Source organism: Thalassotalea agariperforans, assembly GCF_053470345.1.
This window is the reverse complement of sequence record NZ_JBQMWH010000003.1, coordinates 333267-350682: the sequence shown is the minus strand read 5'-3', so window position 1 is coordinate 350682 and position 17416 is coordinate 333267. Positions and strand designations below refer to the sequence as shown.

Here is a 17416-nt window from a genome sequence, read left to right as displayed (position 1 = left end):
ATATACGCTAAACAGCTTATCTCAATTTTATTGCTAGCTTTCATGTCTACTATTTCGATAGCTGATGAAGTGGCCACGCTAAGAGATAATGTAAAAATTGAACAGCAAAAAACACCAAACACTATTCCTAAAGTAGTTAATAGTGATGTAAAACAAGCACGAAATTACCCAATGCAACCACCAATAATTCCTCATCAAACGAGAAATTATGAAGTGAACTTAAATAATAATAAGTGCATGTCATGTCATAGTCGAAATCGTACAGAAGAGTCACAAGCGCCAATGGTAAGTGTTACTCACTTTATGAATAGAGATGGTAATTTTTTAGCTGAAATATCACCTCGCCGTTATTTTTGTAATCAATGTCATGTCACTCAAAAAGATGCTAAGCCGCTGGTTGAAAACACTTTTATTGATATGAATACCTTGATGAAAACAAAAACAACAGATAAAAAATAAGAGGCCATTATGATCAAACTGTTAAAAAAAGGCTGGCAAATACTCAGAAAACCGAGTGTACACTTCAGCTTAGGCTTTTTAGTTATCGGGGGCTTTGTTGCTGGTATTATCTTCTGGGGGGGCTTTAACACCGCCTTAGAAGCCACCAATACCGAAGAGTTTTGTATTTCATGTCATGAAATGGAAAACAATGTTTACGAAGAGTTAAAAACGACCATACATTTTACCAACCGTTCTGGCGTTAGAGCTACTTGTCCTGATTGCCATGTACCACATAAATGGACAGATAAGATCGCACGTAAAATGCAAGCGTCAAAAGAAGTATGGGGTAAAATATTTGGCACTATTAACACCCGTGAAAAGTTTTTAGCTGAACGTAAACGCTTAGCTGAAAACGAATGGCATCGTTTAAAAGCCAATGATTCTTTGGAATGTCGTAACTGTCACAACTTTGATTACATGGACTTTACCTCACAAAGTAAACGGGCAGCAGAGCAACATTCAACGTCATTAGCTAGTGGCGAAAAAACCTGTATTGACTGTCATAAAGGTATCGCTCATCAGCTACCTGACATGCATGGTGTTGAAGGTTGGCAATAGCTTGTTAGCTAATTATTAAACATTGTTTAATGAATTGTTACTAAAAGCGAAAACTGAGAAGTTTTCGCTTTTTTTATTTGTAAAATTTCTTTTTCTTGCCTATTTTCAAAATAACCACTGACTTATTTTCTTGCAGGTATGGGAATATGATCATGAATTATGAAACTAAAATGGCTAACGTCAGTTCAGAGCAAGACAAGATTGATAATGATGATGAATTTAGCTCAGATGAACAAGCTAAACGTAATTGTCTTGCCCGTAAGCGCATTGATGACTTATTAGAAAAAAAGCGTTTAAAAGAGCTGTTAGATGATGAAGATGATTGGGAAGTGTAGCTATATACACTATCTTATTGTCAAAACAATGAAAGTCCAAATTGCAGCAAAACCAATGGTCATTAATTAAATTGCGTAACTTAATAGAAAAACCTCATTATCTAGTAAAGCTAATATCAATTTAGTGTTATTATTCGGTCACTTTCTCAATACGTTACGCGACTTAATCACAACATGACTTTGCTTGAAAAACTCCGCTGTTTATTCTCATTCGGCCAAGGTGTTGCTTTACCTTTACCCAAGATAGATGCCAATACCATACCAATACAATTATTCGAACAATGGTTCAATGACGCTAATAAATCAGGCATTTTATTACCAGAAGCCGTTTCTGTTAGCACTTGTGGTATTGACGGCCAACCTAAATCAAGAATGGTTTTACTAAAAGACTTTGATCCAGCCGGCTTTGTTTTTTATACCAATTACGGCAGTGATAAATCTCAGCAACTAAGAGAAAACCAGAAAATTGCGTTATTATTTCATTGGTCAGTACTACAAAGACAAATTCGTATAGAAGGTGAAGTGGAGTTAGTTGATCAAGCCACCTCCGCCGCATATTTTCATAGTCGAGACCGTGGTAGCCAAATAGGTGCTTGGGCGTCAAAACAAAGTCAACATTTAAACCACGGACAAGAACTTCCTGAGCGGGTAAAATATTATCAAGATAAGTTTAAAGACCAAGATGTGCCCCTACCTGAATTTTGGGGTGGATGGCGAGTAAAGCCTCATTATTTCGAATTTTGGCAAGGTCGTGCAAGCCGATTACATGACCGATTATGTTTTGAATATAATGATGGCCAATGGCAGCACTTTAAACGTCATCCATAACGCTCGCTAACTTTAGATTTTTGGCTGTAAGCTGGATGCTGGATGCTGGAAGCAAAACACCACACCTATAAGCTCAGTGTCTTACTTACCGCTTGTAGCTTCTAGCCAAAATAGCCTTTAGGCTCGATGCTGGAAGCAAGAGACTTTCCTACAAGCTCAGTGTCTTACTTACCGCTTGTAGCTTCTAGCCAAAATAGGCTTTAGGCTTGATTCTTGAAGCAAGTCACCATTCCTGCAAGCTCAGTATCTTACTTACCGCTTGTAGCTTCTAGCCAAAATAGGCTTTAGGCTTGATGCTGGAAGCAAGTCACCATTCCTGAAAGCTAGTATCTTATTTACCGCTTGTAGCTTCTAGCCAAAAAGGCTTTAGGCTTGATGCTGGAAGCAAGACACCATTCCTGCAAGCTCAGTGTCTTACTCTTACCGCTTGTAGCTTCTAGCCAAAATAGGCTTTAGGCTTGATGCTGGAAGCAAGACACCATTCCTACAAGCTCAGTATCTTACTTACCGCTTGTAGCTTGTAACTTCAAACTTCTAGCTTCCAGACAGACATTAAAAAGGCCGTTAAGTAAACTTAACGGCCTTTAATCATTAACTTAGCATTTTTCGTTCTACGCAGGCACACCTACTAACGCAAGTAGAATACCAGCAGCAACTGCTGAACCTAATACACCGGCTACGTTAGGACCCATAGCATGCATTAATAAGAAGTTATGAGGATTAGCCTCTAAACCAACCTTATTTGCTACACGTGCAGCCATTGGTACCGCTGACACACCGGCAGCTCCAATTAATGGATTAATTGGATCTTTAGATAGCTTATTCATAACTTTAGCCATTAAAACACCTGAAGCAGTACCAATAGCAAATGCTACAGCACCTAAAGCTAAAATACCTAATGTTTCAACATTTAAAAAAGCATCTGCACTTAATTTAGAGCCAACGCCTAAACCTAAGAAAATAGTCACTATGTTAATTAATTCGTTTTGAGCAGTTGAACTTAAACGATCAACAACACCACTTTCACGCATTAAATTACCTAAACAGAACATCCCCACTAATGGTGTAGCCGAAGGTAAAAAGAATATAGCCATGATCACAACACCTAGCGGGAAGATAATCTTCTCAACTTTAGTAACATGACGTAACTGAGCCATTTCGATCTTTCTTTCTTCAACATTCGTTAGCGCTTTCATAATTGGCGGCTGAATAATTGGTACTAACGCCATATAAGAATAAGCCGCTACAGCAATAGCGCCTAATAACTCTGGTGCTAATTTTGATGCTAAGAAAATAGCTGTTGGGCCATCAGCACCACCAATAATAGCAATAGCCGAAGCATCCGCTAAGGTAAATTCAAAGCCTGGAATAGCATTTAACGCAACCGCGCCAAATAAAGTCGCAAAAATACCAAACTGAGCGGCAGCGCCTAAAAATAACATCTTCGGGTTAGCAATTAAGGCCCCGAAATCTGTCATAGCCCCTACACCCATAAAGATAAGTAGCGGAAAAATCCCCGTATCAATACCAGCATAATAAACATAATGTAATAAGCCGCCAACTTCCGACATTCCGGCAACAGGAATATTCGTTAGTATCGCTCCAAACCCCATAGGAAGTAGCAATAATGGCTCAAACTTTTTAGCTATGGCTAAAAAAAGCAAACCACAGCCGACTAACATCATGACAACTTGACCTAGCTCAAAGTTTGCTAAGCCAGTAGAAAGCCATAAAGTATTTAATTGTTCCATTATTTCACCTACGCCAAGCTAAGTAATGCATCACCTACCGAAACAGCATCACCTTCTTTAACATGAATACCCACGATAGAACCGGTAGAAGCCGCACGAATTTCAGTTTCCATTTTCATCGCTTCCATGATGATAACAACATCACCTGCGTTAACAGCATCGCCTTCATTCACTAATACTTTAAAAATGTTACCCGCTAACGGTGCATTTAATGTTTCTTCAGCTTGTACAGATGCTGATTGTTTTAGAGCTGCATCGCCAGCAGCAACACTTGGTTTAATGTCAGTAATACTACCGCCAGGGGCAACAACTACTTCATAAACTTTGCCATCAACACTAACAGAGAAACTTTCTGGACCGCCAGTAGCACCAGTATTAGCTGCAGGTTTTGCTTGTTCAACCGTTGGTACTGGTTCAAAAGCATCCGGGTTATTACGATTTTCTAAGAATTTCAAGCCAATTTGCGGGAATAACGCGTACGTTAATACGTCATCAATCACATCTTCAGCTAACTCAATTGATTTTTCTTTCGCAAGTTCTGCTAATTCTAATGATAAGGCATCAATTTCAGGCTTAATTAAATCCGCAGGACGACAAGTAATCGGCTCTGCACCATCTAATACTTTCGCTTGTAATCCGCTATCAACAGGTGATGCTGTTGCGCCATATTCACCTTTTAAGACACCCGCAGTTTCTTTGGTAATTGACTTATAACGCTCGCCCGTTAAAACATTTAATACCGCTTGTGTACCAACAATTTGAGACGTTGGTGTTACTAAAGGAATATTACCTAGATCTTTACGAACACGAGGAATTTCTTTTAATACTTCATCAAACTTGTCAGATGCGCCTTGCTCTTTTAACTGGTTTTCCATGTTAGTTAACATGCCACCAGGTACTTGAGCTAATAAAATACGAGCATCAACACCTTTTAAACTACCTTCAAATTTCGCATATTTTTCACGAACATCACGGAAGTACGCTGCCACTTCAGCCATTTTTTCTAAATTCAAACCACTATCTCGAGGCGTACCTTCAACAATAGAAGCAATTGTTTCTGTTGGTGAATGGCCATAGGTCATACTCATTGACGAAATTGAAGTATCAATCACATCAATATCTGCATCAATGGCTTTCATGTGTGTAGCAATACTTAAACCCGTAGTTGCATGGCAATGCAAAGCAATAGGTAACGCAACGGTTTCTTTTAACTTACCTACTAATTCAGCGGCATCATAAGGCTTTAATAAACCTGACATATCTTTAATACATAAAGAATGAGCGCCCATATCCTCAAGCTTTTTCGCCATGGTCAACCAACCATCGAGGGTATGAACAGGGCTTTCTGTGTAACTTAAAGTACCTTGAGCGTGAGCACCAACTTTAACCGCCGCTTTAATTGACGTTTCTAAATTGCGAACATCATTCATGGCATCAAAAATACGGAAAACATCAACACCGTTAATGTGAGCACGTTCAACAAACTTTTCCACTACATCATCAGCATAATGACGATAGCCTAAAATATTTTGACCGCGGAACAACATTTGTTGTTTCGTTTTAGGCATCGCTTTTTTAAGAGCACGAATACGCTCCCAAGGATCTTCACCTAAATAACGGATACAAGAGTCAAAAGTTGCACCACCCCATGATTCAATAGACCAATAGCCTATTTCATCTAAAACCGGTGCAATGGGTAACATGTCTTCTAAACGTAATCGAGTAGCTAAAAGTGATTGATGGCCATCTCTTAAGACTACTTCAGTAATACCTAACGGCTTAGTCATGATTGGCTCCTATATTATTGTTGACGTTGTTTGCGATATTGAGAAACTGCAGCACCAATAGCCGCAACAGTACCTGAGTCGATACCAGCTTTTTTATTAGCTGTATTTGATAATTTTCTAGCAGCAGGTTTAGCATCGGGGAATTTATTAGCTAATGGTGCTAACACCAAGTTAATAAACACGACAAGCAACCCTAGAAAGGCAAAAACAAATATCATACCTGCAAGCATTAACGTGCCGGCTTCAGTAAATAAATGTAATAGCTGTTCCATAATAAATTCTCAATAAATAATTTGGTTATTAGAATAATCACTCGAATTTTTATATGCAAGAATGATTTGTTAATTTCAGAAAAATAATTTGCTGTCAATGCCTAAATTAGCGGTTATTTTGCACTATTTATTCGATTTATTAATCAAAAGAAATAAATTGCTATAACAACAATAATTCCGATGGCTTTATTAAATAACCTGAACTCAGGTTAAATAAAACAAGTGACTTAAATTAGCCCTCAAGTTTAAATGCATTAACAAAGTTTAGACGAAAAAAAACCAGTCATTAGACTGGTTTTTTTTCTTCATAAAGAATGTGGCGGACGCGGCAGGAGTCGAACCTGCGACCGCCTGGTTCGTAGCCAGGTACTCTATCCAGCTGAGCTACGCGTCCGCGGTCAGTATTTATTTTATATCTCACTCCTGAGATAACGAACTAAGTTCGTAGCGCTAATTCAAGTACAGTCTATCCAACTGTGCTAAACATTCACGCTAAGTAGTTATTTACATCTCACTGCTAAGATAACAACTTAAGTTGCCTATTAACTTATTTATTCAGCCTTAATATTAGCTGCCCCAACGAATATGCCACTTAAAAAGTGGCGGACGCGGCAGGAGTCGAACCTGCGACCGCCTGGTTCGTAGCCAGGTACTCTATCCAGCTGAGCTACGCGTCCATCGTCATTTTCTACACTGAGCATTATAATAAATATAATGGCGGTGAGCGAGAGATTCGAACTCTCGATAGGGTTTAACGCCTATACTCCCTTAGCAGGGGAGCGCCTTCAGCCACTCGGCCAGCTCACCTCAGTGGTTGCGCATATTAATGGATCTGAAAAATATGTCAAACGCTTTTTGTAAATAATTTTCTGTTTGGACACAATTCAAGCAATAAGTTTTTTTTTCAACCATTTATTCATAAAAAACACGAAATAAACAATGATCACCGCCTGAAAATTTAGTGATAAAAAACCGGCTTAAAGCCGGCTAGTATCTAAAAATTAGAAAGAGTTACCCGATGGGCTTTCTTCACCTTTTTCAGATTGAATTCTCATATAAATTTCTTCGCGATGAACAGAAACTTCTTTAGGTGCATTAACACCAATACGTACTTGGTTCCCTTTAACACCTAAAACAGTCACGGTAACATCGTCACCAATCATTAGGGTTTCACCAACTCTTCTCGTTAAAATCAACATAGATAATGTTCCTTTTTCATAGTCCACTGAATATTTAAAGCTAATATTGTTCATTATACTTAAACATAGTTAAGCCATTAAAGTAATAGCTAACATAATGAAATAAGTCTAATTTTAGTTGTATCGTTAAATACAACTAAATTGTACAACAGGTAAGCATACGGCTAACAAAAAATGACAAGCTATTATCAATTAATGCAGATGTATTCAGAAAGTTGAATGAAGACTTTCTGCGATATCTTACAGGTAGTACCTGTATTGTAGCAAAAAGCAGAAGAAACAAGATAGTAAAAATTAACCGAAAATGTGTTAATAAATGATTTATTAACACACTGTTAACGATAATTTAATAAGAATAAAGAATTGTGCGATCAACCAGTAAACCAAACTTACTGGTTGAGCAGTTAAACTAGGATAATTGTTCAGTTAACCAAGCTTCAACACCCGCTAATGCGTTATTAATGTTTTGAGGCTCAGTACCCCCAGCTTGCGCCATGTCAGGACGACCACCGCCTTTACCACCAACTTGCTTAGCGACAAAGTTTACTAGCTCTCCTGCTTTCACTTGACCTGTAAGATCTTTAGTAACACCGGCAATTAAACTCACTTTATCACCATTAGCGGTTGCTAACATTAAAATACCTGAACCCATTTTATTTTTAAGTTCGTCAACCATGCCACGTAACGACTTCGCCTCAACGCCCTCTAAATTAGCAATTAACGCTTTCACGCCTTTTACTTCAATAGTTTGGTTTAATAAATCAGAGCCCGCTTGCGATGCTAAGGTTTGTTTAAGTTGGTTTAATTCTTTTTCAAGTTGTTTATTACGGCTAAGCAATTGCTCAACTTTTTCGGCAACACTAGTAACATCAGACTTAACAAGACCAGAAACCGAACTTAATAAATCAGCTTGTTGTTCCGTATAAGTAATAGCGGCTTCACCGGTAACCGCTTCAATACGACGAACACCGGCAGCAATGCCCTGCTCTGAAGTAATTTTAAATAAACCAATATCACCAGAACGATTTACATGAACACCGCCACAAAGTTCAGTTGAATTGTCACCTAAACTTACTACGCGAACTTCATCGTCATATTTTTCACCAAATAATGCCATCGCACCGGCAGCCTTAGCTGCTTCGATATTCATCAGTTTAGTGTCACGTTGATGATTTAAACGAATTTCTTGGTTAACAATACGCTCAACTTGGCGTAATTCTTTCGCTGTTACCGCTTCAAAATGAGAGAAATCAAAACGTAGTTTATCCGGCTCACATAATGAGCCTTTTTGCGTTACATGCTCTCCTAATACCGATCTTAAGGTTGCATGTAATAGATGGGTAGCCGAATGATTTTTAACAATGGCTTGGCGGCGAGCAACATCAATTTCAGCATCAACTTTATCATGCAAATTGATAACACCTTTAACCGTACCTTTATGCGCAAATGCCTTGCCTAGCTTAACTGTGTCTTGAACTAAAAACTCAACACCGTTAGCGGTTTTAATAACACCCGCATCACCAACTTGACCACCTGATTCAGCATAAAATGGCGTATCATCTAACACCACTAAACCTGTTTGACCATCACTTAAGCTATTAACAGATTGACCATCAACAAATAATTCAACAACCGTGGCAGTGTAGCTATCTTGAGTATAGCCCTTAAAGTTAGTGCTCTGTTCTGAAGTCACTTGCTGATTATAGTCCGTACCAAAATTACTGGCTTGTTGCGCCCGTTGGCGTTGCTCTGCCATTGCTGCATCAAAACCATCTTGATCAATTTTAATATCGCGTTCACGGGCAATATCGGCAGTTAAATCAGCTGGAAAACCGTAGGTGTCATAAAGTTTAAAGACATCTTCACCGGCAATAGTATCGCCTTTTAAGTTGGTTAACGTTTCTTCTAATAAAGCCATACCGCGATCTAAAGTGCGACCAAATTGTTCTTCTTCAATCCGTAACATTTTTTCAATAACAATTTGTTGTTGCGCTAATTCAGGGAAAGCTTCTCCCATTTGCTCAACTAACGCTGGCACTAATTTGTAAAAGAAATGCCCCTTCGCCTCTAGCAAGTGACCATGACGAATAGCACGACGAATAATACGACGTAAAACATAACCACGGCCTTCATTCGATGGCATCACACCATCAGTAATTAAAAAGCTACAAGAGCGAATATGATCGGCAATTACGCGTAAAGATTTGTGCTCTAAGTCGTCACATTCAACTAACTTCGCAGCAGCTTTAATAAGCGCTTGGAAAATATCAATTTCATAGTTGCTGTGCACTCCTTGCATAATGGCAGCAATACGTTCTAAGCCCATTCCCGTATCCACCGACGGCTTAGGTAATGGTTCCATCGTGCCATCAGCATGACGGTTATATTGCATGAAAACTAAGTTCCAAATTTCAATAAAACGATCACCGTCTTCTTCTGGTGTGCCTGGAGGACCACCCCAAATATGCTCACCATGATCATAAAATATTTCAGAACATGGGCCACAAGGACCAGTATCACCCATTGACCAAAAGTTATCTGACTCAAACTTTTTATCGGCAGATTTGTCACCAATACGAATAATGCGATCTTCTGGTAAGCCTATTTCTTTCTCCCAAAAATCAAAGGCTTCGTCATCAGACTCATAAACAGTAACTAATAATTTTTCTTTCGGTAAGCCTAAAACGTTGGTTAAAAAATTCCAAGCGAAGCTCATGGCGTCTTCTTTGAAATAATCACCAAAACTAAAGTTACCTAACATTTCAAAAAAGGTGTGATGACGCGCAGTGTAACCAACATTTTCTAAATCGTTATGCTTACCACCAGCACGAACACAACGCTGTGATGATGTTGCTCGGGTATAATTACGTTTGTCTAAACCGGTAAACACATCTTTAAATTGCACCATACCGGCATTGGTAAATAATAAGGTTGCGTCATTACCTGGAACTAACGAACTACTACTAACGATTTGATGCTCTTTAGAAGCAAAATATTGTAAAAATGCCTGTCTAATTTCGGCACTCGATTTAATCATGTTAACACTCACCTAATAAATTAATTTGCATTTAATACCGATAAAATTTCATCGATAGAAAAACCTCGATATTGAAGAAAACGCATTCGTTTTGCTTTATCTTTGTGATCTATAACCTCAGTATCAGCATACTTTTTGTGATAAGTTGCCGTTACTTGTTGATACCAATCAACGTCTTGTTCTTGATATATCGAATTGCGAATATCACTCGACACACCTTTTTGTTTTAACTCGTTTTTGATATAAAGCCAGCCGTAACCACGGCTTACCCTATTTCTAAAAATACTTTCGGCGGCACGCACTTCACTCTGATAGTTTTCAGCCACTAAAAAGGTTAACACCTCATTAATTTCGGCCAGCTCGTAACCTCGTTGAGACAACTTTTGTCGTAACTCTTTTAATGAGTGCTCTCGCCTAGATAACAAGCCAATGGCTTGATGTAAAATGTCTTTATTCAAAACGAAGCTATCACACCGAGTAATTCATGGTGTTTTCACCATAAACCACTTCAAAAATAAATCGGCATTGTACCCGTAAACAAGGTGAAAATAACAGTTTTTGTGCTAATTTCCTTAATAAAAAAAATATCAGCTGATTGTTTTTTACATTAGTCGAATAATGATTCAGAATGTGACAATAACTTTTGTCAATTTATCGTTAGCAATAATAGCAAGGAACATTATGCAACAGCTAAAAAAATTACCGTTCTATTTATTTGTTTTATTTAGCTTTTTAATATTACAAGCCTGCGGTGGAGGTAACTCAGAATCAGATACTCCTGAAAAAAGTTATTCCATTAATGTTGATCATTCAAATGTTACTTTTAGACAAGAAGCATTAACTTCCTCTAATCAAAGTTTTGAAATAGAAGTTACCTTTAATGGTGATGGCTTAATTAGAGGGCTTGCTCCTGACAGTACTCCTGTCCCCTGGGTGAAATATCAATTTAATGATGTAACGGCAACTTCCGCAACACTCACTGTTAGCGTGATCAATACCGAGGAGCTTATTTTTACCGGTACAACAGCAACTACCTTACGCCTAATTACTGGTGACTCAGAAACACCTAGCTCAGCCTATAAAGATATAACTATTTCATTAGAATTATGGCAACTTGCTACTTCGACAACAGAAGTTGAATTTACAGAAACATATGGCACAGACACAGTACCAAGCCAAACAATCGATATAATATCATCAGACGTCGATTGGACCTTAACAAGTGATGTTGACTGGTTAGATATTGACCTACCTTCTGGTAGTGGTGATCAAACCGTTACCTTAACGCCAAATCCAGAAGCAAATTCAATTACAGCCCCAGGTGTTTATGAAGGCACCGTAACTTTAACTGAAAATACCTCTGGAATTACTAAAGAAATTCCTGTCTCAGTTGCTTTCGATAATGTCAGATTAGACAGTAATTATTCAGCAATAAGCTTAAGCAAACTTAACGATCAAAGCATACTTACAGAAACTATAACAATAACAGATAATGCGGAAATTGATATCGACTGGACCGCCACTAGTAATGTTGATTGGCTTGATATAGAGATAAATTACTCTGATGGAACAATAACAATACATAAAAATGATAGTTCATTAAGTGATGGTCAACATTTCGCTGAAATTACCATTAGTTCAACTACAGACGGTGTTATAGAAGACAAAACGATTTCTGTTGGTTATTATCAATCATCTAATGATTCTGAAACAGTTGAGTTAGTTGATTTCAATATTACAAGTGTAGAAAGTGTTGCATTTGATCCATTAAGACCTTTAATTTATTTAGCGGGTGAAAATAGAATTACCGTTCACCATATATTTACAGGCGCTTTAGTGGATACTATTGAAACACCTATTGATTTAACCAATTTAGCAATCTCACCATCTGGGCAATACCTCTTAGCTTCAGCCATCACAACGACTGCTGATGAAAATGGTAACAATGTTGATCAACTGCATGTTTATAACCTTGATTTAGCTAACCTTGATTCTGATAGCCAAGGTTTAAGCGAGGTCAGCTTACCAACTGAAAACCCGATCGCTTATATGCCACATTATATTGCTCAAATTAATGGTCAAGAAATTATCATCACTCAAGCACAAGAATATGCAACCCAAGATTTAACTCGCCATGATTGGCAACTTGATGAGCAATTTTTTCTTTCTACAGTTCAACATGCCGCAAATACTAATACCATCACGGTGTTAAGAACTACTGGTAGCCCAACAGAATCAACCTTTTATAATTTTGATATTAACTATCACGCCTTTGCTACGCAAAAAATTAGCGTTTCTACGCCAGATACATTCACAACCACAACATATCAAGGTGCTGCGCCACGTTATTTTGATATTAATAATAGTGGCAACACTATTTTCACGGCTCAAGATAGCAGTGAAACAATAACTGTTGATAATGCAAACTTTACTGAAAATGATGTACTTTTTGACACAGTCCTAACATCAAGTATTGATGTAAAAGTAGATAAAGAAGGAAACAGCTATTATTACAGAGCTAGACTAAATGATGACGAAGATAATCCAGTCATTTTTTCATTAACTAAATATAATAGTGAATTAGAAGAAGTATGGCGAGAAGATATACTTAACGCGTCTGACAGTAGCTTTATACTCCCTAATTATCATCGTTTTATTTCAGTTACTGCCGATACAGCAAGAACGGCTAATCCTGTTTGGTTTATTACTTCTTTTGCGGATTAACAGCTTCAAGCCTTAAGATTCGAGCCTCAAGCTCTGGCTTCTAGCTAATTTTAAACCAAAAAAAACGCCTGATGTCATCCATCAGGCGTTTTTAAGTTTACGGAACTAAATAATAATTATTGTTTAGTTACCGTTACGGTAGCCGTATTTGGATTAGGGCCGGTTACAGTAAATAAATAACTACCATTTTCTGTGATAGTTAATGACAAGTTGTCATTAGAGCCTTGGTTCAAGCTATAAGGTGTAGCTAAGCTGACCGCTAAGTTATCAGCATTACCACCTAAGTTCACGGTCGACCAATCACCTGAAGCAACCTTAAAGTTATAATTTCCAGCAGTTAAGGCAATTACCGCGCTATAGTTAGTATTACCTTGATAAACGAGTTCATCCACCTCACCCCAACTATTCATATCACCACGAATATAAGTGCTAGTTTCACCAAACATTTTCGCGCTATAAGCGGTTAAAGTTGGCTCGGCTTTATTCGCAACATTAAGGATAAAAGTGTATTGCTCAACAGTAAGAGTCATATAGTTATTATCATTACTACCTGGTGATAAAAAGTGCTCGTTACCTGCAGTTATCTCTAAATCACCGGCAATACCGCCAATATTAATAGGTCCCCAATCAGCATCAGCAAACTTAAAGTAATAATCTTTAACTTCGGTGGCATCAAATGTTACTGAATACTGACCATTACCAATATAAGTTAATGGATTATCCGTACTCCAGCTGTTCATGTCACCACGTAGGTATACTGTTGAACCAAAATACGGTTCTTCATAGCTAACATTCAACACTGGATTTTCAGGGTCTGAAGCATCTAATGAAAAGGTGTATAAAGTATCTTCAGTTACAGTAATAGATAAATTGTCATTACTACCGGCAACTAAAGTTTTATCACTTGCAATAACCACGGCAGTATCGGCAGGTGAACCAAAATTAATTGGGCCCCAGCCAGCATCAGCCACTTTAAATGAATAGTCACCTGGTGTTAACGCAATGTTAGCTTCATAAATACCTTGGCCTTGATAAACTAATTGATCACGTGCAGCCCAATCAGCAGTCATACTGCCGCGAATAAATATTTCTGCATCACCAAATGGTACAACGTCCGGCGCACCCGCTGTTGCAATAGCAGCTAAACCTTCACCTTGTGTTTCACCTTGTGGTTTAACAAATACTGCAACAGTTAAAGCTGGCACCGTAAAAGTACCTTCATTATCGCCAGCGCTGAAACTTGCTGATGAAACTGTGCTATCAACCGAATTTTGTTGAATAGTATGAAGTTCAAAACCTGCCGCCGTTGCTACCGTATGTGAAAGCTCCTGATCTGAGCCATTAACTACCACAACAATTGCATCATTAGCTGGGTCTAAATCAAGCAAACCAGTACCGTCATCAATACTCATCACAATTAAGTTTTGCGTTTGGCGCTTACCAATATTATGAAAACCGACGCGTTCAATAATATCTGCTGCTGTAGTTAAGCGGAATAATTTACTGGTTTGACGAATTTGTAAAAACTCATTAAATACGTCTGATGCAAATTCCATCTCGCTCATACCAGCGTCAGTAAAAGGACTAGCCGCTAAGCTTACTAAATCTTCATCTGATAAATCACCTTGGTCTAACGGATAACCGACATTCCAGTTATTTGAATCAAAGGTAAAATCCACTTTGTTGTACCAATCACCAGCATCATAGGTATTTCTATCTAACGATTTAGAACGTAAGAAGTCACCACCCATTTGTAAAAATGGCATGCCTTGCGACATTAACACAATCGCATGTGACGCGTTTTGAATACGAACACGCTCCTCTAACATGGTTTCAAACGGCAATTCTTTTTGCAGTTTATCCCATAAGGTTTCGTTATCATGTTTTGAGATATAGTTGATAATATCGGCCGGATCTTTAGCGTACATTGACTTAGTCGCTGAACTACCAGAAGTATCTGTACCTGTGTAAGTTTTTAAAACATAGTCAGCTAAAGTGCCAGCCATACCAAACTTGATCAGATCCGCTTGAATAAATGGGCTGTTGTTATCTTCAATGCTATAAAACTGAGCTTCACGAATGGCATCACGTAAACGGTCGTTGTAAGTGGCAATTTCAGTACCAGCCATATTCTCTTGATCAGCACGTTCAAAACCTCGGCTATCTTTATACCAACCTTCACCGTAGAAGTAGTTATCTTCGTCAATCGCTTGAATCGCATCACGTGCAGCTAACATTTGCGCTTTTGAACCTTGGCTCATAATATCAAAACGGAAACCGTCAAATTTATAATGCTCAGTCCAAATCGCAAGTGAATCCACCATCAACTTATCCATCATTCGGTGTTCAAGTGCGGTATCATTACAACAAGTTGATTGTAAAACTTGACCAGTGACCACATCACGGCTGTGGTAATAACCCGGTACAAGTTTGTCAAATACTGAGTTATCGTACAGGCCAGCAGAATTAGTATGGTTATAAACTACGTCTAATACCGCACGTAAACCGGTTTCATGTAACGATTGGATCATCGAACGCATTTCTAAAATACGGGTAACACCATCAGGATTTGAAGCATAAATACCATCTGGCACATTAAAGTGCTTAGGATCATAACCCCAGTTAAAGCTATCAGTGCCGCGCATTGCTTCCACTAAATTTTTAGCCTCATCACTGTATTGATTATAAGACGCTAAAACATCTTGAATAACAGCGCTATCCGACTCTTCACCACAAACACCGGCATCAGGGTTAACAACACATAAATCACCGATAGTATCAGTAAGATCAACAATGGTTTCAGCATCTTCATTAATCGACGCTATATCATTGGCAGGCAACATATGAAAATGGGTTAAACCGCTATCGGCTAATTTTTTCAAATGCATCATTGGCGCTGAATCAACTTCAGTAAAGGCTAAAAACTTACCTCTGTTTTCTTCACTAGTACTCGCATCCAAAACACTGAAATCACGAATATGGCCTTCGTAAATAACGGCATCTTCTGGATCAGTGATGGTAGGAATAGTATGAGAATCCCAACCTGCTGGCATTAAATCACTATCGGTTAAATTAACAAACTGAGAATATTCACCGTTAGTTGATAAACTAATTGAATAAGGGTCGGTCACTAATAAGGTTTCTAAAGCATGGCTTTGATAATGATAAACCTTGACTTCAAACTGATAAAAAGCGCGATCTAAACTATTATCACCTGTATATGACCAAATACCTGTCATGGTATCTTCAGCCATAGCATAACTCGCAGTTTCTACTTTATTAGCATCGTATACTTTTAGCCTAACTGACTGAGCGGTTGGTGCCCATACCGAAACACTCACTGCGCCAGCATCATAAACCACACCTAAAGTTGCTTCGTCAGCATCATCGTCAGCTTTAGTATACAAATCATCTAATACCAGATCAGCTTGTACATATGTGGCCGCAATCGTTTCACCGTCAGCATTGTAAGCCGCTAAGACTAGCTCATTTTTTAATAGTGTTTTAGCTTCTGCTGCCGTCCATGCACCACTATAAGCAGGCCAATCAGCGACTAAAGGCGCGGCAGCTTTTTGCTCATCAGTAAGGTCGGCAGGCAATAATTCAATCGCGCTACCATTAAGCATATCATTGTCATCAGCGGTAATACCGGCTGTTGCAGAATGATGTAATTTAACACTTGCAATTAATGGCGCAACATCATCCGCTGCTTGCCAAGTAAAGGTATTAGCATCAATCCAATGCGCTGAAATATTTGATATTTTTAACGGTTGTTTACCTAAGCTTTCAACCGGAAATTCATAAATATCCGCTTTACCATGAAAAGTAAAGTTCATCCGTTGATGCACTTCATCATCTTGCATTAATGGCATTTTAAAATCGCCATCACCTAATGCTTTAGTATCACCTTCGTGAATAATAAAGTTACCACAACTACCGTGATCTTCTTTTAAAGCGATAACCCAATAAGCACCGTATACCGGATCAATACCATCATAGGCTTTACCATCACTCCAAGAAGTTATTTCACTTTCTAGATATGAATCACAACTGGCGTTATTCCATAAATGCAATTTAAAACCGCTATAACTGCTAACATCACCGCTATTATCTACGCCAATAATAGCGCGATTGTAATATAAAACCGCCTCATTTGCTTTAGCATAATAGCTGGCTGTTGCCGCATTAGGATTAAAACCAACCGCACATTTTTCATTTAAAGCATCCGGCACAGTCGGTGCTGGGCAATCAATTGGTGGTGGATCAATACAGCTGGTGCCGGTGGCATCAGGGATTAATGGCACATCACAAGTTAACAGCACTTGACCTTTTTCAACGTCGCTCGAGTCACAGGCAGTGATCACCAATGAAACCAAGGCAACGAGCAACATCTTGAATAATTTTGATGTCGTAAACATAATTAT

Annotated in this window: 12 protein-coding genes and 3 tRNA genes; 5 read left to right on the top strand and 10 right to left on the bottom strand. The window is 38.4% G+C overall.

The window, feature by feature from the left end; genetic code table 11:
* From ACSLUO_RS06850 to pdxH, 4 genes are all read left to right on the top strand, one after another.
* Positions 1-459 (top strand): nitrate reductase cytochrome c-type subunit, encoded by a 459-nt coding sequence (locus ACSLUO_RS06850; RefSeq protein WP_448247528.1) that lies wholly within the window; start codon positions 1-3, stop codon positions 457-459.
* 9 nt (positions 460-468) lie between these two features.
* Complete coding sequence (locus ACSLUO_RS06845) at positions 469-1059, top strand: cytochrome c3 family protein (RefSeq protein ID WP_448247362.1); 591 nt, start codon at positions 469-471, stop codon at positions 1057-1059.
* Positions 1060-1211: 152 nt separating this feature from the next.
* Complete coding sequence (locus ACSLUO_RS06840; RefSeq protein ID WP_448247360.1) at positions 1212-1394, top strand: PA3496 family putative envelope integrity protein; 183 nt, start codon at positions 1212-1214, stop codon at positions 1392-1394.
* 174 nt (positions 1395-1568) lie between these two features.
* Complete coding sequence (pdxH, locus tag ACSLUO_RS06835; RefSeq protein ID WP_448247359.1) at positions 1569-2222, top strand: pyridoxamine 5'-phosphate oxidase; 654 nt, start codon at positions 1569-1571, stop codon at positions 2220-2222.
* A 611-nt stretch (positions 2223-2833) separates the two neighbouring features.
* Here pdxH and ACSLUO_RS06830 read toward each other — a convergent pair.
* The 9 genes from ACSLUO_RS06830 to ACSLUO_RS06790 form a co-directional block, all read right to left on the bottom strand.
* Entirely contained in the window at positions 2834-3973 is a 1140-nt protein-coding gene (locus ACSLUO_RS06830) for a sodium ion-translocating decarboxylase subunit beta (protein WP_448247357.1), read from the bottom strand.
* 8 nt (positions 3974-3981) lie between these two features.
* Positions 3982-5760, bottom strand: coding sequence for a sodium-extruding oxaloacetate decarboxylase subunit alpha (gene oadA / locus ACSLUO_RS06825; protein WP_448247355.1), 1779 nt, complete (start codon positions 5758-5760; stop codon positions 3982-3984).
* Between the two features lie 14 nt (positions 5761-5774).
* Positions 5775-6032, bottom strand: coding sequence for an OadG family protein (locus tag ACSLUO_RS06820; RefSeq protein ID WP_448247353.1), 258 nt, complete (start codon positions 6030-6032; stop codon positions 5775-5777).
* A 317-nt stretch (positions 6033-6349) separates the two neighbouring features.
* A tRNA-Arg gene (locus ACSLUO_RS06815) sits at positions 6350-6426 on the bottom strand.
* A 206-nt stretch (positions 6427-6632) separates the two neighbouring features.
* Positions 6633-6709, bottom strand: a tRNA-Arg gene (locus ACSLUO_RS06810).
* 38 nt (positions 6710-6747) lie between these two features.
* Positions 6748-6839, bottom strand: a tRNA-Ser gene (locus ACSLUO_RS06805).
* A 194-nt stretch (positions 6840-7033) separates the two neighbouring features.
* Positions 7034-7231 (bottom strand): carbon storage regulator CsrA, encoded by a 198-nt coding sequence (gene csrA / locus ACSLUO_RS06800; RefSeq protein ID WP_448247352.1) that lies wholly within the window; start codon positions 7229-7231, stop codon positions 7034-7036.
* A 409-nt stretch (positions 7232-7640) separates the two neighbouring features.
* Positions 7641-10268: an alanine--tRNA ligase gene (alaS, locus tag ACSLUO_RS06795; RefSeq protein WP_448247350.1), complete on the bottom strand. Its 2628-nt coding sequence runs from the start codon at positions 10266-10268 to the stop codon at positions 7641-7643.
* 20 nt (positions 10269-10288) lie between these two features.
* A complete protein-coding gene (locus tag ACSLUO_RS06790; protein WP_448247348.1) occupies positions 10289-10726 on the bottom strand; it encodes a regulatory protein RecX in 438 nt (145 codons plus the stop codon).
* A 223-nt stretch (positions 10727-10949) separates the two neighbouring features.
* Between ACSLUO_RS06790 and ACSLUO_RS06785 the strand changes: the two genes are divergently transcribed.
* Positions 10950-12992 carry a hypothetical protein gene (locus tag ACSLUO_RS06785; protein ID WP_448247346.1) on the top strand — a complete coding sequence of 681 codons (2043 nt, stop codon included), beginning with the start codon at positions 10950-10952 and terminating at the stop codon, positions 12990-12992.
* 116 nt (positions 12993-13108) lie between these two features.
* Here ACSLUO_RS06785 and ACSLUO_RS06780 read toward each other — a convergent pair whose 3' ends face one another.
* Entirely contained in the window at positions 13109-17410 is a 4302-nt protein-coding gene (locus ACSLUO_RS06780; protein WP_448247344.1) for an alpha-1,6-glucosidase domain-containing protein, read from the bottom strand.
* Between the last annotated feature and the right edge of the window lie 6 nt (positions 17411-17416).